The 16,818-nt window shown below is 70.7% G+C and carries 15 protein-coding genes; 9 read left to right on the forward strand and 6 right to left on the reverse strand.

Annotated elements, in window-relative coordinates; translation table 11 throughout:
• Positions 1-20: 20 nt before the first annotated feature.
• Together VFV19_16005 and VFV19_16010 are read right to left on the reverse strand one after the other, a co-directional pair.
• Positions 21-1,385: a M20/M25/M40 family metallo-hydrolase gene (locus tag VFV19_16005; protein HEX4825806.1), complete on the reverse strand. Its 1,365-nt coding sequence runs from the start codon at positions 1,383-1,385 to the stop codon at positions 21-23.
• Positions 1,382-3,790, reverse strand: a complete 2,409-nt coding sequence (locus tag VFV19_16010; GenBank protein HEX4825807.1) for an SNF2-related protein — start codon at positions 3,788-3,790, stop codon at positions 1,382-1,384. Before VFV19_16010 ends, VFV19_16005 begins: the two co-directional genes overlap by 4 nt.
• Before the next feature lie 54 nt (positions 3,791-3,844).
• Between VFV19_16010 and VFV19_16015 the strand changes: the two genes are divergently transcribed.
• Positions 3,845-5,497 (forward strand): family 20 glycosylhydrolase, encoded by a 1,653-nt coding sequence (locus VFV19_16015; protein ID HEX4825808.1) that lies wholly within the window; start codon positions 3,845-3,847, stop codon positions 5,495-5,497.
• 18 nt (positions 5,498-5,515) lie between these two features.
• On the opposite strand, the gene VFV19_16020 is transcribed toward VFV19_16015, so the two are convergent.
• Together VFV19_16020 and VFV19_16025 are read right to left on the reverse strand one after the other, a co-directional pair.
• On the reverse strand, positions 5,516-6,025 hold the full coding sequence (locus VFV19_16020) for a hypothetical protein (GenBank protein ID HEX4825809.1): 510 nt from the start codon (positions 6,023-6,025) through the stop codon (positions 5,516-5,518).
• Positions 6,022-6,513, reverse strand: a complete 492-nt coding sequence (locus VFV19_16025) for an ATP-binding protein (protein ID HEX4825810.1) — start codon at positions 6,511-6,513, stop codon at positions 6,022-6,024. Before VFV19_16025 ends, VFV19_16020 begins: the two co-directional genes overlap by 4 nt.
• A gap of 73 nt (positions 6,514-6,586) precedes the next feature.
• Here VFV19_16025 and VFV19_16030 point away from each other — a divergent pair, with 73 nt between their 5' ends.
• Genes VFV19_16030 through bcp form a run of 6 tightly spaced genes read left to right on the forward strand, consistent with a single transcriptional unit; the run spans position 6,587 to position 12,805 of the window.
• A complete protein-coding gene (locus VFV19_16030) occupies positions 6,587-7,006 on the forward strand; it encodes an EVE domain-containing protein (protein ID HEX4825811.1) in 420 nt (139 codons plus the stop codon).
• A 32-nt stretch (positions 7,007-7,038) separates the two neighbouring features.
• Positions 7,039-7,476: a GNAT family N-acetyltransferase gene (locus VFV19_16035; GenBank protein HEX4825812.1), complete on the forward strand. Its 438-nt coding sequence runs from the start codon at positions 7,039-7,041 to the stop codon at positions 7,474-7,476.
• Positions 7,477-7,510: 34 nt separating this feature from the next.
• Positions 7,511-9,031, forward strand: a complete 1,521-nt coding sequence (locus VFV19_16040; protein ID HEX4825813.1) for a peptide MFS transporter — start codon at positions 7,511-7,513, stop codon at positions 9,029-9,031.
• 23 nt (positions 9,032-9,054) lie between these two features.
• Positions 9,055-10,707 (forward strand): phospholipid carrier-dependent glycosyltransferase, encoded by a 1,653-nt coding sequence (locus tag VFV19_16045; GenBank protein HEX4825814.1) that lies wholly within the window; start codon positions 9,055-9,057, stop codon positions 10,705-10,707.
• Positions 10,704-12,320: a ChbG/HpnK family deacetylase gene (locus VFV19_16050; protein ID HEX4825815.1), complete on the forward strand. Its 1,617-nt coding sequence runs from the start codon at positions 10,704-10,706 to the stop codon at positions 12,318-12,320. The genes VFV19_16045 and VFV19_16050 overlap by 4 nt, the downstream gene beginning before the upstream one ends.
• Before the next feature lie 14 nt (positions 12,321-12,334).
• Positions 12,335-12,805, forward strand: coding sequence for a thioredoxin-dependent thiol peroxidase (gene bcp, locus VFV19_16055; GenBank protein ID HEX4825816.1), 471 nt, complete (start codon positions 12,335-12,337; stop codon positions 12,803-12,805).
• A gap of 4 nt (positions 12,806-12,809) precedes the next feature.
• Here bcp and VFV19_16060 read toward each other — a convergent pair whose 3' ends face one another.
• Both VFV19_16060 and VFV19_16065 read right to left on the reverse strand, forming a co-directional pair.
• Entirely contained in the window at positions 12,810-14,288 is a 1,479-nt protein-coding gene (locus VFV19_16060; GenBank protein HEX4825817.1) for a M28 family peptidase, read from the reverse strand.
• Positions 14,285-14,617: a 4a-hydroxytetrahydrobiopterin dehydratase gene (locus VFV19_16065; protein ID HEX4825818.1), complete on the reverse strand. Its 333-nt coding sequence runs from the start codon at positions 14,615-14,617 to the stop codon at positions 14,285-14,287. The genes VFV19_16060 and VFV19_16065 overlap by 4 nt, the downstream gene beginning before the upstream one ends.
• Before the next feature lie 54 nt (positions 14,618-14,671).
• On the opposite strand from VFV19_16065, the gene VFV19_16070 reads away from it, so the two are divergent.
• Entirely contained in the window at positions 14,672-16,342 is a 1,671-nt protein-coding gene (locus VFV19_16070; GenBank protein HEX4825819.1) for an alkaline phosphatase family protein, read from the forward strand.
• A 23-nt stretch (positions 16,343-16,365) separates the two neighbouring features.
• Positions 16,366-16,743, forward strand: a complete 378-nt coding sequence (locus VFV19_16075; protein ID HEX4825820.1) for a hypothetical protein — start codon at positions 16,366-16,368, stop codon at positions 16,741-16,743.
• The last annotated feature ends 75 nt before the right edge of the window (positions 16,744-16,818 follow it).

The raw sequence follows: 16,818 nt of genomic DNA on the forward strand, positions 1-16,818 counted from the left end.
CGCCAAGTAACCGGCCGCCTCTACTTCGCGGCTTCCTTGACGATCTCGTAGAGGATTTCGGCGCCGTCCCTCACGTTGTCGAGGGAGACGCGCTCGTCGTCGCCGTGCGAGAGACCGGCCTCGTGCTCGTCGAGCGCGAGCGGGTCGAAGCCGTAGGCCTGGATCCCGAGGGGGCGGAGGAGCGCGCTCTCCGTCCATGACGTCAAGAGCGTGGGGACGACGGGGACGCCCGCGGCCCGCCGCGCGGCGACCCGTTCGATCGCGCGGAAGAGGTCGGTGTCGGTCCGCGACGACGACGTCGCGACGACCGGCTGCAGCGGCTCGATCGTGATCGATGCGTCGGCGACCACCTGACGAATCTCCTCGATGAAGGAATGCGGGTCCTCGCCGGGAAGGAGCCGGCAGTCGAGGTGGGCGAACGCCTCCGACGGGATGACGTTCGTCTGCGGGCCGCCCTGGAGGACGGTGATCGCGATCGTGTTGCGGACGCGCGCCGCGCGCTCGCCGTCGGCGAGGAACGCCTGACGAAACGCCGCGTCGGACTCGAGTGACGCTTGGAGGTGCGCCAGCTTCTGCGGCGCGAGCCCCGGGTACGAGCCCTGGAGCGCCGAGAAGAAGCGTTGCACGGCGGCGGACACGTTGAACGGCGTCTCGTGGCGCGCGATGCGGTCGAGCGCGGCCGTGAGGTGCGTGACGGCGGTGCCCTCCTGCGGCGGGGTGGAGGCGTGGCCGGCCTGGCCGTGCGCGGTGAGCTTGAGCCAGAGGACCGCCTTCTCGGCGACGTCGACGTTCCACGAGCGTACGCGTCCGCCCTTCGTGTCGATGACGTCCCCTTCGGTGAGCGACAGCTCGGCATCCTTGAAGAGGTCCGGGCGCTTCGCGATCAGCGCCTGCATGCCGGTCGTCTCGACCTCCTCGTCGGCGGTGCCGACGAGGATGAGGTCGCGCGCGAGCGGGACGGCCTCGCGCTTGAGGCGGACGAGCGCGGCGAGATGGAGAATCCCCGAGGTCTTCATGTCGAGGCTGCCGCGCCCGTAGAGCCAGCCGTCCCTGATCTCGGCACCGAACGGGTCGGCGGTCCACTTCGCGCGATCGGCATGCACGACGTCCATGTGATGCGAGAGGATGAGGGCCTTCTTGGCGCCCGTTCCCGGGAGGCGCGCGACGAGATCGGCCCGGCCGGGCGCGACCTCGACGATCTCCGACGGGATTCCCTCGCGGTCGAGGATCGTCTTCAGGAACGCGGCCGCTGCCGCTTCGTTGCCCGGCGGGTTCGAGGTGTCGATCTTGAGGTAGTCGCGCAGCACTGGAAGCGGATCGAACGCCTGCGCGTGCGCGAGGCCGGCGGCCGCCAGCGCGGCGAGGACGGCGAGCGCGCGCCTCACGGCGTGCCCACGATCACCGCGGCGACGGCGGCCGGATCGGGGCGGGGGAGGGCGGCCGCCATGCGCCGGATCCCCTCTTCCCAGTCGGGCTGCGAGGTGAGCGCCTCGGCGCGCGCGCGGCGCGAGCGCAGCGGCCGCTCGGCGAGCGCCTGCGCCCAGTCGGGACGCGGACGGCCCGACGCGTCGACGCAGACCGCTTCGAATCCGGTCGGCGTTCGATAGAGGGCGAGGAGGCCGAGCCCGCTCTCGCCCTTGCGGTCGACGAGGAGGAGCGCCGTGCGGCCGACCGGCCCGTCGTCGATCTCGGCGAGGAGGCCCTCGACGAGCGGATGTCCCGACGCGTAGAAATCGAGCGACTCGTCGGCGACCGCCTCCTCGCGGTCGAACGTGCCGAGGAAGCTCGCGCCGCCCGCGACGCCGGGGAGCGAGTCGACCTTGGCCGTCGCGCCGAAGTCGATCGCGTGAACTCGGCCGCCGCGGTGCTCCTCGTACCGGAAGCCGAGCTGCCCGCACATCCCGAGCACGACCTCCTCGGTCAGCTCGTCGAGGTCGCCGGGGATTCGCGCGAGGATCTCGGCCCCGCGCGCGGGGACGAACGGGTCGTCGTAGAGCGCGTGGTACGCGGCGTCCGCGACACGGTCGCGCGCGCTCGCCGCCTCGCGCGCGGCGCCGGCAAAGGTCGTGTCGTCGACCGGATCGTTCCCGGCCGCCGCGTCTTCGATGGCGCGCTCGAGGCGCGCGAGCTCGCGCGCGATCCCGCCGAGCGGCTCGCGGAACAGGCCGATCGACTCGTAGAGCCCCGCGATCGCGCGACCGAGCCCGGCGGGCGGCCGGACGTAGACGATCTCGACCGGGCGCTTTCTCCCGATCCGGTCGAGGCGCCCGATCCGCTGCTCGACCGCCATCGGGCCCCACGGCAGATCGAAGAGGACGAGCCGGTCGCAGAACTCGAAGTTCCTTCCCTCGCCGCCGCACTCGGTGGCGAGGAGGAGCGAAGGTCCCGAAGGCAGGCGGAACTGCGCGACCTCGATGTCGCGCTGGCCGGGCGAGAGGTCTTCGTGGAAGACGCCGGTGCGCAGCTGGACGCGGCGCGAGAGCTCGCTGCGCAGATGCTCGACCGTCACGCGCTCGGCGGCGAAGACGAGGGTCTTGCCGCCCTCATCCCTCCATCGCGCGGCGGCGCGGGCGAGCCAATCGAGGCGCGGATCGCCCGCCGACCACTCCCGCGCGAGCGCGCGGAGCTCCGCGTCGTCCTTGGGAGCCTTCTCGAGGAGCGACACGCCCGACGAGAGCGCGGCTCGGAGGAGGCGCGCGTTCTCGCGGCGGGCGACGGCGTGCGGCGCCGGCCTGCCGCGGATCGCCTCCTCGAGCTGGGCGAGCGTCCGCCAGCTCGGGTCGCCGGGAAGATCGACCGGAGCGGCGATGCGCGGGGGCAGGCCGCCGATGTCGGCGCGGCGGGTCGAGCTGGCGCACGGCGGCAAGGGAACGCGGCGCGCGAGCCGGTCGTCGAAGTTCTCGCCCTCGGGAAGCTCGTCGGGTCGGAGGAGCTGCAACAGACGGAAGAAGCCGTGCGCGTCGTCCTCGAGCGGCGTCGCGGTCAAGAGGAGGACGTGGCGACCGAGCGCCGCGATCGGCGCGATCGCCCGGTACGCGGGGTCGCCCGGATGGCCGGGAGGCCGCCTGAGGTGGTGAGCCTCGTCGACGATGAGGAGGTCGATCCCGGCGGCGACCGCCTGCTCGGTGAGCTTCGGCCGCGCGATCAGGGTGTCGAGCCCGATCACGGCGCGGCGGTGGACGTCGAACGGGTTGAACCCGGGCCCGAAGTCCTTCTCGACGTCGGCGAGCCGCGCCTCGTCGATGAGCACGAAGACCTGGTGGTACTTACGCCACAGCTCGCCGAGCCACTGGACGGTGAGGGTCTCGGGGGCGACGACGAGCGTCCTCTCGGTGCGCCGCGTGCGGAGGAGATGGTTCGCGATGAGGCACGCCTCGACGGTCTTTCCGAGGCCGACCTCGTCGGCGAGGAGCCAGCGGACCGGATCTTGCCGCGTCGCCTTGAGCGCGACGTCGAGCTGGTGCGGGAAGAGCCGGATCCGGCCGCCGAGGAACGACCCGAGCGGGTCCTCGGTGCGGCGCCGTTCGAGATGGAGCGCGTCGAGGCGCACGCCGAACGCCTCGAGCGAGCCGACGTCGCCGCGTGCGAGCCGCTCGACTGGCGCGTCGTCGAACGCGGGCACGCCTTCGGCGCCGACCTCGGCGAGCGCGTCGGTCGCGGCGCCGAAGCGGAGGGTCGTCGCCGCCTCGGGGAACTCGACGACGAGCGTGCGCCCCTCGAGCGCGACGACGCGGCCCACGCCGAGGGCGGGGTTGTCGCGGTGCATGACGCGGTCGCCTTTGGTCCACATGAGTGCGTGCGAAGAGTCTGGCGGAGGCCGAGATGGTAGCAGTACCCTCGCGCCGTGAACCTCCTCCCGAAGCCCCGGAGCATCCGCCCGGGCGCCGGCACCCTCGCCTCCGACCTCGCGCGGCCCGAGGTGCGCCTCGGCGCGCCGGGACTCGGCCCTCAGGCGTACCGGCTGGCGGTGACGCCCGAGAAGGCGGTCATCGAGGCCGGCGACGCGGCCGGCGCCTTCTACGCACGCACGACGTTGAGCCAGCTCGCGCGCGGCGGCTCGGTCCCCGCGGTGACGATCGAGGACTCTCCCGACTTTCTCGAGCGCGGCGTCATGCTCGACGTCAGCCGCGACAAGGTCCCGACGATGGCGACTTTGTACCGCCTCGTCGACGAGCTGGCGTCGTGGAAGATCAACCGTCTCCAGCTCTACATGGAGCACACCTTCGCTTACCGCGCGCACCGGGACGTGTGGGCGAACGCGTCGCCGTTCACCGGCGACGAGATCGAGGCGCTCGATGCGTACTGCCGCGAGCGGTTCATCGAACTGGTCCCCAACCAGAACTCGTTCGGCCACATGGAGCGCTGGCTGAAGCTCCCGCGCTACGCGCCGCTCGCGGAGGTCGCCGAGCCCCAGGGCGATTACATGTCGCTCTGCCCGATCGATCCGCGCTCACTCTCGCTGCTCGCCGGCCTCTACGACGAGTTGCTCCCGCACTTCACGAGCCGCAGCTTCAACGTCGGCTGCGACGAGACGATCGACCTGGGCAAGGGGAGGAGCAAGGAGGAGGCCCTGCGGCTCGGCGTGGGGCCCGTGTACCTCGCCTTCCTCGAGAAGATCCATGCGCTCGTCGCGGCGCGCGGCCGGCGCATGCAGTTCTGGGGCGACATCGTGCTCGAGCATCCCGAGCTCATCTCGTCGCTGCCGAAGGATGTCCTCGCGCTCGAGTGGGGGTACGAAGCCGACCATCCGTTCGACGACGAGGGGGCTCGCTTCGCCGACGCGGGGATCGAGTATCAGGTCGTGCCGGGAACCTCGGCGTGGCTCTCCCTCGGCGGGCGCACGACGAATGCGCTCGGCAACCTGAGCGCTGCGGCGCGGGCCGGGCGCGCGCACGGCGCGACCGGGATGATGGTCACCGACTGGGGCGACTTCGGTCATTGGCAGCCGCTGCCGGTCTCGTACCTCGGTCTGGCCTACGGCGCCGCGGTGGCGTGGGGCCTCGACGCGAACCGCGATCTCGACGTCCCAGCGATGCTCGACACGTTCGTCTTCAGCGATGGCGCGCGAGTCATGGGGCGCGTCGCGTACGACCTCGGCGAGGTCTACCGTCTCACCGGAGTCGCTGTGAAGAACGCGTCGGTGCTCGCGCTCCTCCTCCTCTTTCCCGAGCGGCCGCTCGGCGAGGGCCGCCTGGCCGGGCTCACCGTCGAGGGTCTGGAGCGTGCACGCGCCGGCGTCGATGCGGCGATCGCTCCTTTGTCGCGCGCGCGCTCGAATCGCGACGACGCGGCGACGATCGCGGCGGAGCTCGATCTGGCCGCCGCGCTCATGCGCCACGCTTGCGATCGCGGCATCGCGCGCTTGACCGGCACGTCACAGGCGGCGCTCGGCGATGAGCTGCGCGGCATCATCGACGAGTACGAGCGGATCTGGCGCCTGCGCAATCGCGAAGGCGGCCTCGTCGACAGCGTGGGTCGTTTGAAGCGGTTGCTGTAAAGCGGCTGGCTGCCCTCTTTACAGAAGAGGTTCGAGGCCGCCCCAGGTGTCGCGGTCGAGGACGTGGAGCGTCGCCAGATACAGCTCGACCTCGTCCTCGGGAAACGCGACGCGGAGCGAGGCGACCGCTTGCTTGAGCTTCGCCGCGTCCGGCGGCTTCATCTCGTGGTCGTCGGTGATGAGCCCATCCTGATGAGGGATTCCGAGCGCATCGAGGAACGCGCTCAGGATCGGACGGCGATGCTCGAGGTGGAGGGCGAGGAGGAGCGACGACGCGAGCGAGTCGGTCGGCCGGATGGAGCGCGCGAGATAGCCGGCACGCTTCTCCACGGGAAGCTGGCGCACGGCCGATTCGCGGAACCGCATCCCGTGCATGATCGAGGCGTCGGCTTCGTGCCGTGTCGGGGCCTGCCCCCAGTCGTGCGCGTAGAGGGCGCGCGCGGCGACGACCCGCAGCTCGGGGGAGAGCGCGCCCCAGAGCTGCGACGGGCCGCACGACTTCAGGTCGAGCCGGGTCGCGAGAGTCATCTCAGCTTCTTGAAGAGCACGACTTCGCGGCCGCCCTTCCGGTGCTCGATGTGGTCCATCAGCTCGCGCATGAGGAAGATGCCGCGTCCGTGGGACAGATGGCGCCGGTCTTCGTTGCGCGGGTCGGGCACCGCGGCGGGGTCGAAGCCGTTCCCCTCGTCGCGCACGGCGATGACGAAGCCTTGCGACGGATCGCAGTAGGCACGCACGAGCACCTTCTTCGTGCCGTCCTGCCGGTTCCCGTGCATGACGGCGTTCGCGAGCGCCTCACGGAGGGCGATCTCGAGCTCGGCGTGATGGTCGGCGAGACAGCCGGTGAGGCTCGCGCGCTTCATGATGTCCTTGACCGTGCGGTTGATGCCGTCGGTCGTGCTCGTGAAGCTGCGCCGGAAGCGGAAGACGAACGACCGGCGATCGAGGGGGAACGGCAGCCGCGGCGATGCCGCCCTGCGCCTCTCCGCATCGTTCACGACCGCCTCCCCGCCCATGACCGCCCCGTATCCCGCCCAGCATAAGGCAAAATGGCCAAGTTCCGCACCCCCCCGGAGGCGTAAGACCGAGATGGCGCGACGTTACTGGCTCATGAAGTCCGATCCGGAGACGTTCGGATGGGATGATCTCCTGGCCGCCCCGGGCCGCCGTACGACCTGGGACGGGATCCGGAACTACCAGGCCCGGAACTATCTCAGGGACGAGGTCCAGCGCGGCGACGGGGTCCTCTTCTACCACTCGGGGGACGAGAAGGCGGTCCGCGGCACCTGCCGCGTGACCCGTCCGGGTTTTCCGGATCCCGCCGACGCCGCCTGGACCGCGGTCGAGATCGCCATCGACCGGCCGTTCCGTCACGCGGTCACGCTCGCCGAGATCCGCGCGGCGGACGAGCTGCAGGAGATGGCGCTCATCCGCAACAGCCGTCTCTCCGTCCAGCCGGTGACGGCGGCGGAGTGGGCGTCAGTGCTCGAGCGGGGGCAGGGCCGCTGATTCGGCAGGGGATCAAAGGCGACGCCCCGTTCGTGATCGCGGCGGGTGTGGAGGCGTTCGCCCGCTTCGGGGACTACGAACCGATCCTCCGCGCGTTCCTCGGGAAGGACGACGTGTCGTCGTGGATCGCGGAGGAGGACGGTCACCCGGCGGGATTCGCACTCGTCGAGCGGCCGCTCGTTCTCCCCGGGTTCGCGGACCTCGTCGCCATCGCGGTGACGCCGGAGCACCGGCGCCGCGGCCTCGCCGGCGGCCTCCTCCGGGCGGTCGTGCAGGACGCCGAGCGCCGCGGAGAGCCGCTGCTCGCGCTCACCGTCGCCGAGGACAACGCGGCCGCGATCGCGCTCTTCACCCGGCACGGGTTCCGAATGATTCCCGGCTCGGCCGGGCACTACGCGGGCGGCCAGCGCAGCCGGCGCATGGTGCGCCCCGGCGCCGCTCCGCCGCACGAAATGCCGGAGAACCGTTGACGCGGCGCGCCGGGTGCCGTAAGAGAGGGCCCGCATGAGCGACCGAGACGGACAGCGAGAGCTCTTCGGCCACCCGATCGCCCTCTACCTCCTCTTCTTCACGGAAGCGTGGGAGCGTTTCTCTTACTACGGGATGCGGGCGATCCTCATCCTCTATCTCACGATCTACCTGAAGATGTCCGACAAGGTCGCGGGCGGGATCTACGGCGACTACACCGGCCTCGTCTACCTGACCCCGCTCCTCGGCGGGTACCTCTCCGACCGCTTCCTCGGGCTGCAGCGCGCGATCCTCATCGGCGCCGCGACGATGGCGGTCGGGCAGTTCTGCCTCATGGCGCACGCGTGGCCGGGGCCGGGCGGGGGCGAGGCGGCCGCGGGGTCGCTCGGCCTCCTCTACCTCGGGCTCGTGCTCATGATCCTCGGCAACGGCTTCTTCAAGCCGAACATCACGACGATCGTCGGCAAGCTCTACGCGAAGGGGGACATCCGGCGCGAGGCCGCGTTCACGATCTTCTACATGGGGATCAACGTCGGCGCGCTCAGCCCGTTCCTCGTCAGCTACCTCGCCGAGAAGGTGTCCTGGCACTACGGGTTCATGTCGTGCGGGATCGGCATGACGCTCGGCTTCTTCACCTTCCTCTTCTGGCGGGGGCTCCTCGGCCCGCGCGGGAGGGTGCCGGAGGGGTCGTCGTCCGCCACTTCCGCAGCCGTCGCCGAGGCTCCGCTCACGGGCGGACAGAAGCTCGCCCTCGCCGTCGCCGCGCTCCCGGGCCTTCTCTGCGCCGCCTGGTTCGCGCTCCGGCCGGGCATCGAAAACCCGTCGCTCATCGACTCGCTGCGCGCGACGCTCTGGCCGGTCATCTTCTCGATCTGCGTCTGCATGTACGTGCTCCTCAAGATCCGGTGCACGCGCGAGGAGATGAAGAAGATCAACGTCGTCTTCATCCTCTTGATCTTCGTCCTGTTTTTCTGGGCGGCGTTCGAGCAGGCAGGCTCGTCGCTCAACCTCTTTGCCGAGCGCTATACGCGCCTGTCGTACTTCGGCTACGAGTTCCCCGCGGGATGGTTCCAGACGGTGAACTCGATCTTCATCATCCTGCTCGCGCCGATCTTCTCCTGGCTGTGGCTCCGCCTTGGACGCGCCGGCAGAGATCCGAGCGCGCCGGCGAAGATGGGGATCGGCATCCTGCTCAACGCGGCGTCGTACGTCGTCATGATCATTCCGATGATCGGGCTCGCCGAAGGGCAGCGTGTGAGCCCGAACTGGCTCGTCATCCTGTATTTCCTGCAGACGTGTGGCGAGCTGTGCCTCTCGCCGGTCGGCCTCTCGATGGTGACGAAGCTCGCGCCGGTGCGCTTCGGGGCGATGATCATGGGCGTGTGGTTCCTCGCGAACGCATGGGGGAACAAGCTCGCCGGCGTCGGCGCGCAGCACCTCGAGTCGCTCGGCCCGTCGCAGCTCTTCAAGCTCGTCGCGGCGATCCTCGCCGGAGCCGGTCTCGTGCTCGTCTTTTTCGTGCCGTACCTGCGGCGGCAGATGGGCGACGTCCACTAGGGATTTCGTCTAGAATCCCCGCGATGTCTCGACGCGATGTCGGGGAAGAGGGAGCGGTGCGTTGGACGGCGCCGCACCGCGCGGCGCTCGTCGTCGCCGCGATCGCCTTGCCGCTCTACCTCATCAAGCTGGGCGCGGCTCCTCTCGTGGATCCCGACGAGCCGTACTACGCCGTGCCGGCGCTCGAGATGCTGAAGTCGGGGACGTGGGCGTACACCGTCTTCCACGGTCAGCCGTGGTTCGACAAGCCGATCCTCTTCTACTGGGCTGTGCTCGCGGCGTTCAAGACGTTCGGGGTCACCGAGTGGTCGGCGCGACTCGCCTCCGCGCTCGCCGGGGCCGGCGGCGCGATCGCGATGGCGGCTCTGGCGCCGCGGTCGTGGCGTGCGCGCGGCATGCACCTCTTCGCCGCGATCGTGCTCGCGACCTCGCTCGAGTACGCGTTCCTCGCGCGCGCCGCGGTCACCGACATGATGCTGACGTGCTTCCTGACGATCGGCTTCCTGGCGACCGCACGGTTCCTCGAGTCGGGGCGGACGGTCGCCGCGGCGGCCGCCGGCGCCGCGTTCGGCCTGGCGACGTTGACCAAGGGGCCGGTCGGCGTGCTCGTGCCGGCGGTCGGGCTCGGGGCGTACGCCGTCCTCACCCGGCGCCGTGAGCTCGTCCGCCCGGTGGTGTTGGCGGCGGCTGGCGCGGGGTTCGTCGTCGCCGCGGTACCCTGGTACGCCTATATGGTCCTCGTGCACCGCGACCTGCTCGTCAAGACGTTCCTCGGCGACGAGAACCTCGGGCGCTTCCTGCACCCGGAGCATCAGCAGTTCCCGCTCTTCTACGTCGCCGTCTTCGCGGCGGGCCTGCTGCCGTGGTCGGCGGCGCTTCCCGCAGGACTCCTGCGCGCATGGCGTGCCTTCCGCCGGCACGAGGAGCAGGCGCCCGGCGGGTCGCCCGGTCTCGTGTTCGCGGCGTGCTGGTTCCTCTCGGTCGTCGTGATCTTCTCCCTTTCCGCGAGCAAGCTCTTCAGCTACGTCCTGCCCGCGTACCCCGCGGCGGCGCTGCTCATCGCGGCGTACTGGACGGAGGCGCTCGGGCGCTCGCCCCGAGCGACCCGCGTCGCTGCCGCATCGAGCGCCGTCGCCGTCCTCGCGGGCATCGCCGCGATCGTCACGACGCGGCGGGCGAAGTTCGCGGATCTGAAGACCGAGGCGCTGATGCTCGCCGCGGTCCTGGTCGTGGGTGCGGTCGCCGTGCTCGTCGCGGCGCGCCGCGGCCGGCTCGTCGCGCTCGTGTCGGCGCACGCGGCGCTCGCCGTCGCGATCGTGCTCACCTCGGTCGCCGTCGCGGGGCCGCGGATCGAAGATCAAAATTCGACGAAAGGTCTCGTGACCCGACTGCAGGCACGTGGCCTCGACGGCGACGTCGCCGGCGCGTTCCACGTGCCCGACGTCAGCCTCGACTTCTACCTTGGACGCACCCTTCCGCGCGAGCGGGACGAGGAGAAGCTGAAAGCCGCCGTCGCCGAGAACCCGAAGGGCCTCTGGGTCGTCCGCGCCGAGGAGGTCGGAGCGGTCGCCGCCCGTCTCGGGCTCACGGTCGATCCGGTGGACACGGCGTCGCGCCGCTGGGTCGTGCGGCTCGGGCCGGCGGTCGGCGAAGCGGCGCTCGAGAGGACGCCATGAGCCTCCGCCGCGACGCCGCGAGGATCGACGCCACCCTCGTCATTCCGGCCTACAACGCGCAGGGCCTCATCGCGACGACCCTTCGCGACGTGAGGGACTGGCTCGGAGGCCGTCCCGAGGCCTGGGAGGTCGTCGTCGTCGACGACGCGTCGAGCGACGGCACCCTCGCGGTCGTCGAGGCGTTCGCCGCGGCCCACCCGGACGAAGCCTGGCGCGTCATCCGGTTCACGCAGAACCGCGGCAAGGGGTTCGCGGTCCGGGCGGGGCTCGACGCCGCGCGTGGCGAGGTGTCCGTCTTCACCGATTGCGACCTCGCGTACCCGATGGCCAACGTGGCGACGATCCTCCGCGCGCTCGCGGACGGCGCCGACGCGGCGATCGCGTGCCGCGTGCACCCGGACACGACCTACCTCATCAAGCCCGACTTCTTCTCGTACCTTTTCACGCGGCACATCATGGGACGCTGCTTCAGCACCATCTGCCGCATCGTGACGTTGCCCGGGCTGTCGGACACGCAGGCCGGTCTCAAGGGGTTCCGTACCGCGGTCGTGCGCCCGATCCTCGGGCGCCTGCGCCTCGACGGCTTCTCGTTCGACGTCGAGCTGCTCCGCGCGCTCGTCGACGGCGGCGCGAAGATTGCGGAGGTCCCGGTCGCGTACCGTTACGACAGCGAGCCGACGACGGTGCGCTTCACGATGGACGCCCTCTCGATGGCGCGAGACCTCCTGCGCATCCGCTACCGCTCGCTGCGCAAGCGCTACGCGCCGCGGCGGGAAAGCCCCAAGCGTCTCGTCATCCACGCCGACGATTTCGGCCTGGCCGCCGGCGTCAACCGCGCGATCCAGGAAGGCCTTCTGGCCGGAGAGATCACGAGCGCGTCGATCCTCGTCGGCGGCCGGCAGTCGGCCGAGGCGCTCGCCTGGGCGGCGTCGCACCGGGAGTTCGATTTCGGCGTCCACCTCAACATCACGCAGGGGCGCCCGGTGCTTCCCCCGGACCACGTGCCCTCGCTCGTCGATCGCGAAGGTCGGTTCCGTCCGCTCGGCGCGCTCCTGTTCCGGCTGGCCACCGGCCGGGTCCGCCGTGCGGAGATCGAGGCGGAGTGGCGCGCCCAGATCGCCGCCGTCCGCAGCGCGGGCGTCGCGATCAGCCACCTCGACAGCCACCAGCACGTCCACCTGCTCCCGCCGATCTTCCGGCGCGTCGCCGTGGGGCTCGCGGAGAGCGAAGGGCTCGTGCTCCGCGCGATGAACGGCCCCGTCGTCGTCCGCTCGATGCACCCCGACATCAAGGGGCTCGCGCTCGCGATCGCGACACGGATCGACCTCGGCCGGCGCCATCGCGGCCTTCCCGGTGCGCGCGGCGCCGGGACCGCGCTCATGGAGCACGGCAGCTTCGACGCGCTCCGGGCGACGCTCCAGAACGCGGAGCCGGGGGAGACGTACGAGCTGGTCGTCCACCCGGGCGTCGTCGACGACGACCTGCGCTCGTCGGGCGATCGCTACCACGCGGGGCGCGAGCGCGAGCGCGAGCTCCTCGCCGCGGATGAGACCCGAGCATGGCTGCGCTTCGCCGGCTTCGAGCTTTGCGATTTCAAGCGCCGGGCTTCCTGAGTTAGGCTTCCCGCATGCCGATCCGCGAAGGGCGCGCAGCCCCCGACTTCACGCTGCAGGACATGTCAGGGAAAGAAGTGTCGCTCACCGATCTCTCGGGGAAGGACGTCATCGTCTACTTCTATCCGGAGGACGACACGCCGGGATGCACCAAAGAGGCGTGCGCCTTCCGCGACGGGTGGTCCGACCTGAAGAAGCTCGGCGTCGTCGTGCTCGGCGTCTCGCCCGACGACGCGGCGTCACACAAGAGCTTCGTGAAGAAGTACAAGCTGCCGTTCACGCTCCTGTCGGACCCCGAGAAGAAGGTCATGAAGAAGTACGGCGCCTGGGGCAAGAAGCTTCTCTACGGCAAGCCGGTCATCGGCTGCATCCGCTCGACGGTGTGGATCGGCCCGGACGGCAAGGTCCGCAAGCACTGGGCGCGCATCCCGGATGCGGGAAAGCATCCGGATGTGGTGCTGAGGACGCTGCAGGAAAGTCGGTAGTCGTCTACTTCTTCGCGACGCCGCGCTTCCCCGCCGTCCAATCGTCCCACTGACCGAACGCGCGCATCTGGTCTTCGAGCTTCGTCGCCTCGATGAGCTTCTCGACCTCGGCGCGCGACTGGTGGGGGAGCGGACGATCCGCGTTCGCCAGCTCCCAGACGACCGCGGCGAGCGCGGCCTCGGCGGCCTTCGCCTCGCGCGCATCGACTTTGTCGAAGGTGTCCGACTCGGCGTGGTAGTCGGGGAGGTAGGGCGCCGGGTCCTGGAAACCGACGAGGTTCGGGATGCCGTGCAGGAGGAAGTCGAAGTTGTCGGTGCCGTCGAGCGCATCCGGGAGGTTCACGAACGGTCCGAGCGACGCGACGTGCCCGAGCGCGGCGTCGAGCGTCGCGCGCAGGTCCTCGCGGCCGTTCAAGAAGAAGCCGGTCAGCCTCCCCGAGCCGATGTCGTAGACCAACGCCGCGGCGTGCTTCGGGAGCTCGGCGGCGTGACGGTCGGCGTAGGCGCGCGAGCCGAGCATGCCCTGCTCCTCGCCGGTGAAGAGGGCGAAGCGGATCGTCCGCTTCGGCTTCAGGCCGAGCGCGCGGATCTGCCGCGCGAGGTCGATCAGCTCCGTGCACGAGACGCCGTTGTCGTTGGCGCCGGTCCCCAGGTCGAACGAGTCGAGGTGCGCGCCGACGAGGACGATCTCGTCGGGGCGCTCGGCGCCGGTGAGGTCGGCGACGACGTTGCGCGACGTGACCGGCGCGGGGGGCGCGTTGTCGATCGCGACCCGTACCTTGACGGGACCGGAGGAGGCGAGGCGGAGCAGGCGCTCGGCCTGCTCGCGCGGGATGACGGCGACCGGCGTCTTGTCGATCTCGCCGCCAAACGTCATCGTGTGACGGTAGAGGAGGCCGCGCGGGCGGCTCGACTCGATGAGGACGGCGGCGACGCCGGCCTTGCCGGCGTCGACGAGGAGCTCCCTCGCGACCATGTACTCGGCGAAGAGATCGTCGAGCGATTTCATCTCGGGGTTGCGGACGAGCGCGATCGCACCCTTCGCCCGTGTGCCGAGGGCCGTCCACGATGCCGCATCGCCGCGGCCGGCATCCACGAGCGGCGCTTCGACCGGGCCCGCGGTGCCGGCGGTGCCGGGCGCCGCCGCGAGCCGGATCGGGAACGCGACCGGAGCGACGCACGAGGCCTCGGCGCCGCGGGGAATCCAGGCGTTCGGAAGGGTGAAGCTCTCGGTCCCCACGCGGTCGGCGCCGGCCGCCTTGAACTTCGCCGCCGCCCACTCGACGGCGCGGTCGCACGCCGGCGAGCCCGAGAGACGGCCGCCGATCCCGTCGAGCATCTCCTGGAGGTCGGCGATCATCGGCGTCTCGCCGAGGATCCGGCCGGTGAGGCGTGCGACGTCGGCGCCGGAGTCGGCCGCGCCGGCCGCCGCCACGGCGGCGACGGCGAGCGCGGCCAGGATCGAGCCGGTCTTTGCCTTCAAGCGGCGCCCAGAGCGTCGACCTTCGCCGCACAGACGAAGTCGTTTTCCGAGAGGCCGCCGACCGAATGGGTCGCGTAGGTGACCGAGACGTTGTTGTAGCCGACGAACAGGTCGGGGTGGTGGTCTTCTTTGTGGGCGATCCAGGCGACGGCGTTCACGAACGCCATCGTCCTGTAGTAGTTCTCGAACTTGAACGTGCGGCGGATCGACGTGGCCTTCTCGTCCATCGTCCAGCCGGTGAGCTGGCCGAGGAACGCCGCGGCGGCCGCGCGATCGAGCTTCTCGCCGCGTTGCGGCGTGCAGGAGCGGGAGGCGAGCTGCATCGTCATGGATCCCTCCTCGTTTCGGGTCCATCGTAACGCAGCGTGGCAGAATGGCGGGTCATGCGCCGCCGGATACTCGTCCTGTGTCTCGCCGTCCTGGCGGGCCTCGGTTCCACGGGCGCGAAGCGCGCAGCCGCGGCGCCCGCGCGACCGCGCCTCGTCGTGCTCGTCGCCGTCGACGGGCTCTCGTGGAGCCGCCTCGAGGCGTGGCGCCCTTGGCTCACGGCAGGCCTGAAGCGCCTTCTCGACGAGGGGGCGGTCGCGACCGCCTGCCGCTACCCGCATCTCGACACCGAGACGGGGCCGGGCCACGCGTCGATCGCGACCGGGACGCCGCCGCGCGTCCACGGCATCGCGCTCAACCAGTGGTACGTCCCGACGGCGGACGGCGGCGGCATGACGAGCGAGTACTGCGCCGCCGACGCGAGCCCGCGCCTCCTGCGCGTTCCGACCGTCGGCGACGCGCTCGTCGGCTCCGACCCGCGCGCGAAGGTCGTCTCGATCTCGATCAAGGACCGCGCGGCGATCCTGCTCGCCGGACGCGACCCGCGACACGCCGTCTACTGGTACACGTCGAAGGACGGGACGTTCGCGACGAGCGGCGCCTACGACGCTGGCTCGCCGGCCGGGCGCGCCACCGCCGCGGTCGTCGCGCGCTTCAACGCCGGGAAGGCGGGACCGCACATCGCCGAGCGATACGGCACCGTCGTGCGGCGCTTGCCCGTTCCGTCGCCGCCGCCGGCGGCGGTCTCGGACGACGGGATCGAGCCGTACCAGGACCCGATCGCCGGACGGTTCCCGATGGACCTCGCGCAGGCACGCAAGCCACTCACGACCGTGCTCCCGTGGACGACGCTCGCCGACCGTCTCCTCGTCGATCTCGGCCTCGACCTCGTCGCCGACGACGCGCTCGCGCTCGGGCGGGACGAGGTTCCCGACCTCCTCGCGATCTCATTCTCCGCGAACGACTACGCCTCGCACTATTACGGCCCCGAATCGGTCGAGGCGCTCGAGGTGGTGCGAGGCCTCGACGTCGAGCTGGGGCGGCTCCTCGACGACCTGACGCGCCGGCTCGGCAAGGACGCGTTCGACGTCGTGCTGTCGGCCGATCACGGCATGCTGCCGCTTCCCGAGGATCCTCGCTCCGGCAGCGGCGCCGCCGCTCGGATCAAGGACACGAAGATCGTCGCGGCGCTCAACGCCGCGGTCGATGCGCGCCTCGGTCTCGATCCGAAGGCGGCGCCGGTCTACCGGCTCGAGGGCTCGTTCCTCTGGCTCGACCGCGCGTGGCTCGCGAAGCCGGGCGCTCCCGCCGCCGCGCGCGTGATCGCCGCGTTGCGCGACGAGCTCGCGACGACGTGGAAGGCCGCGATCGAGCGCACGATCGCGGTCGACGCGCCGTTCCCACCGGTCGGCGACGACGAGACCCTCGCCCGCGCGTGGAATGCGATCGTTCCCGGGCGGAGCGGCGACCTCCTCGTCATCGCGCGCCCCGGCGTGCTCATCGATCCGTACGACGGCACGGGGACGAGCCACGGCACGCCGTGGGACTACGACACGCACGTCCCGCTGATCTTCTGGGGCGGCGGCATCGCGCCGTCGACGCTCGCGCAGCCGTCGACGCCCTACGACATCGCGCCGACGATCGCCTCGTGGATCGGCATCGCGCTTCCCGACGCCGCGGGCACCCGCATAGACGTGCGGGTGTCGCCGTTGCCTCGGCGGAAGTAGTTTGTCCGCCGAGGAGGATACCCATGCTCAAGAAGCTCGCGATCGCCGTCTTCGCCGCCGCTCTCGTCGTACTGCCCGCGCTCGCATCCGGACCGCTCGACGGCAAGACCTTCCACGGCAAGCTCACCGAGGTCGGCAAGGGCGGCCATGCGGATAACTTCGAATTCAAGAACGGTCAGTTCCTCTCGACGGCCTGCCAGCACGAGGGGTTCGGATCCGGCGCCTACACCACCGAGGGCTCGGGCCCGTCCTTCACTTTCACCGCGCAGACGATGAGCAAGAAGGATGGGACGATGGACTGGAAGGGCGCGGTCAACGGCGACTCGATCTCCGGCACGGCGACCTGGACGAAGTCCGGCATGGCTCCGGTGAACTACACGTTCGAAGCGAAGATGAAATAAGGGGACAGCTACCGAATTTCCACCCGAAGTCAGAGGGGTGGTTTCTTCACACACGATTCAGGGCCTGACCACACA

The sequence above is a fragment of the Candidatus Polarisedimenticolaceae bacterium genome (assembly GCA_036275915.1).
Taxonomy (GTDB): Bacteria; Acidobacteriota; Polarisedimenticolia; order Polarisedimenticolales; family DASRJG01; genus DASRJG01.

What these genes read in the sequence shown, in the direction of transcription:
- VFV19_16030 (HEX4825811.1), top strand. Translation starts at nt 6,587, where the DNA reads ATGGCGCGACGTTACTGGCTCATGAAGTCCGATCCGGAGACGTTCGGA.
- VFV19_16045 (HEX4825814.1), top strand. Translation starts at nt 9,055, where the DNA reads ATGTCTCGACGCGATGTCGGGGAAGAGGGAGCGGTGCGTTGGACGGCG.
- VFV19_16075 (HEX4825820.1), top strand. Translation starts at nt 16,366, where the DNA reads ATGCTCAAGAAGCTCGCGATCGCCGTCTTCGCCGCCGCTCTCGTCGTA.
- VFV19_16065 (HEX4825818.1), bottom strand. Translation starts at nt 14,617, where the DNA reads ATGACGATGCAGCTCGCCTCCCGCTCCTGCACGCCGCAACGCGGCGAG.
- VFV19_16050 (HEX4825815.1), top strand. Translation starts at nt 10,704, where the DNA reads ATGAGCCTCCGCCGCGACGCCGCGAGGATCGACGCCACCCTCGTCATT.
- VFV19_16010 (HEX4825807.1), bottom strand. Translation starts at nt 3,790, where the DNA reads ATGTGGACCAAAGGCGACCGCGTCATGCACCGCGACAACCCCGCCCTC.
- VFV19_16020 (HEX4825809.1), bottom strand. Translation starts at nt 6,025, where the DNA reads ATGACTCTCGCGACCCGGCTCGACCTGAAGTCGTGCGGCCCGTCGCAG.
- VFV19_16070 (HEX4825819.1), top strand. Translation starts at nt 14,672, where the DNA reads ATGCGCCGCCGGATACTCGTCCTGTGTCTCGCCGTCCTGGCGGGCCTC.
- VFV19_16040 (HEX4825813.1), top strand. Translation starts at nt 7,511, where the DNA reads ATGAGCGACCGAGACGGACAGCGAGAGCTCTTCGGCCACCCGATCGCC.
- bcp (HEX4825816.1), top strand. Translation starts at nt 12,335, where the DNA reads ATGCCGATCCGCGAAGGGCGCGCAGCCCCCGACTTCACGCTGCAGGAC.
- VFV19_16025 (HEX4825810.1), bottom strand. Translation starts at nt 6,513, where the DNA reads ATGGGCGGGGAGGCGGTCGTGAACGATGCGGAGAGGCGCAGGGCGGCA.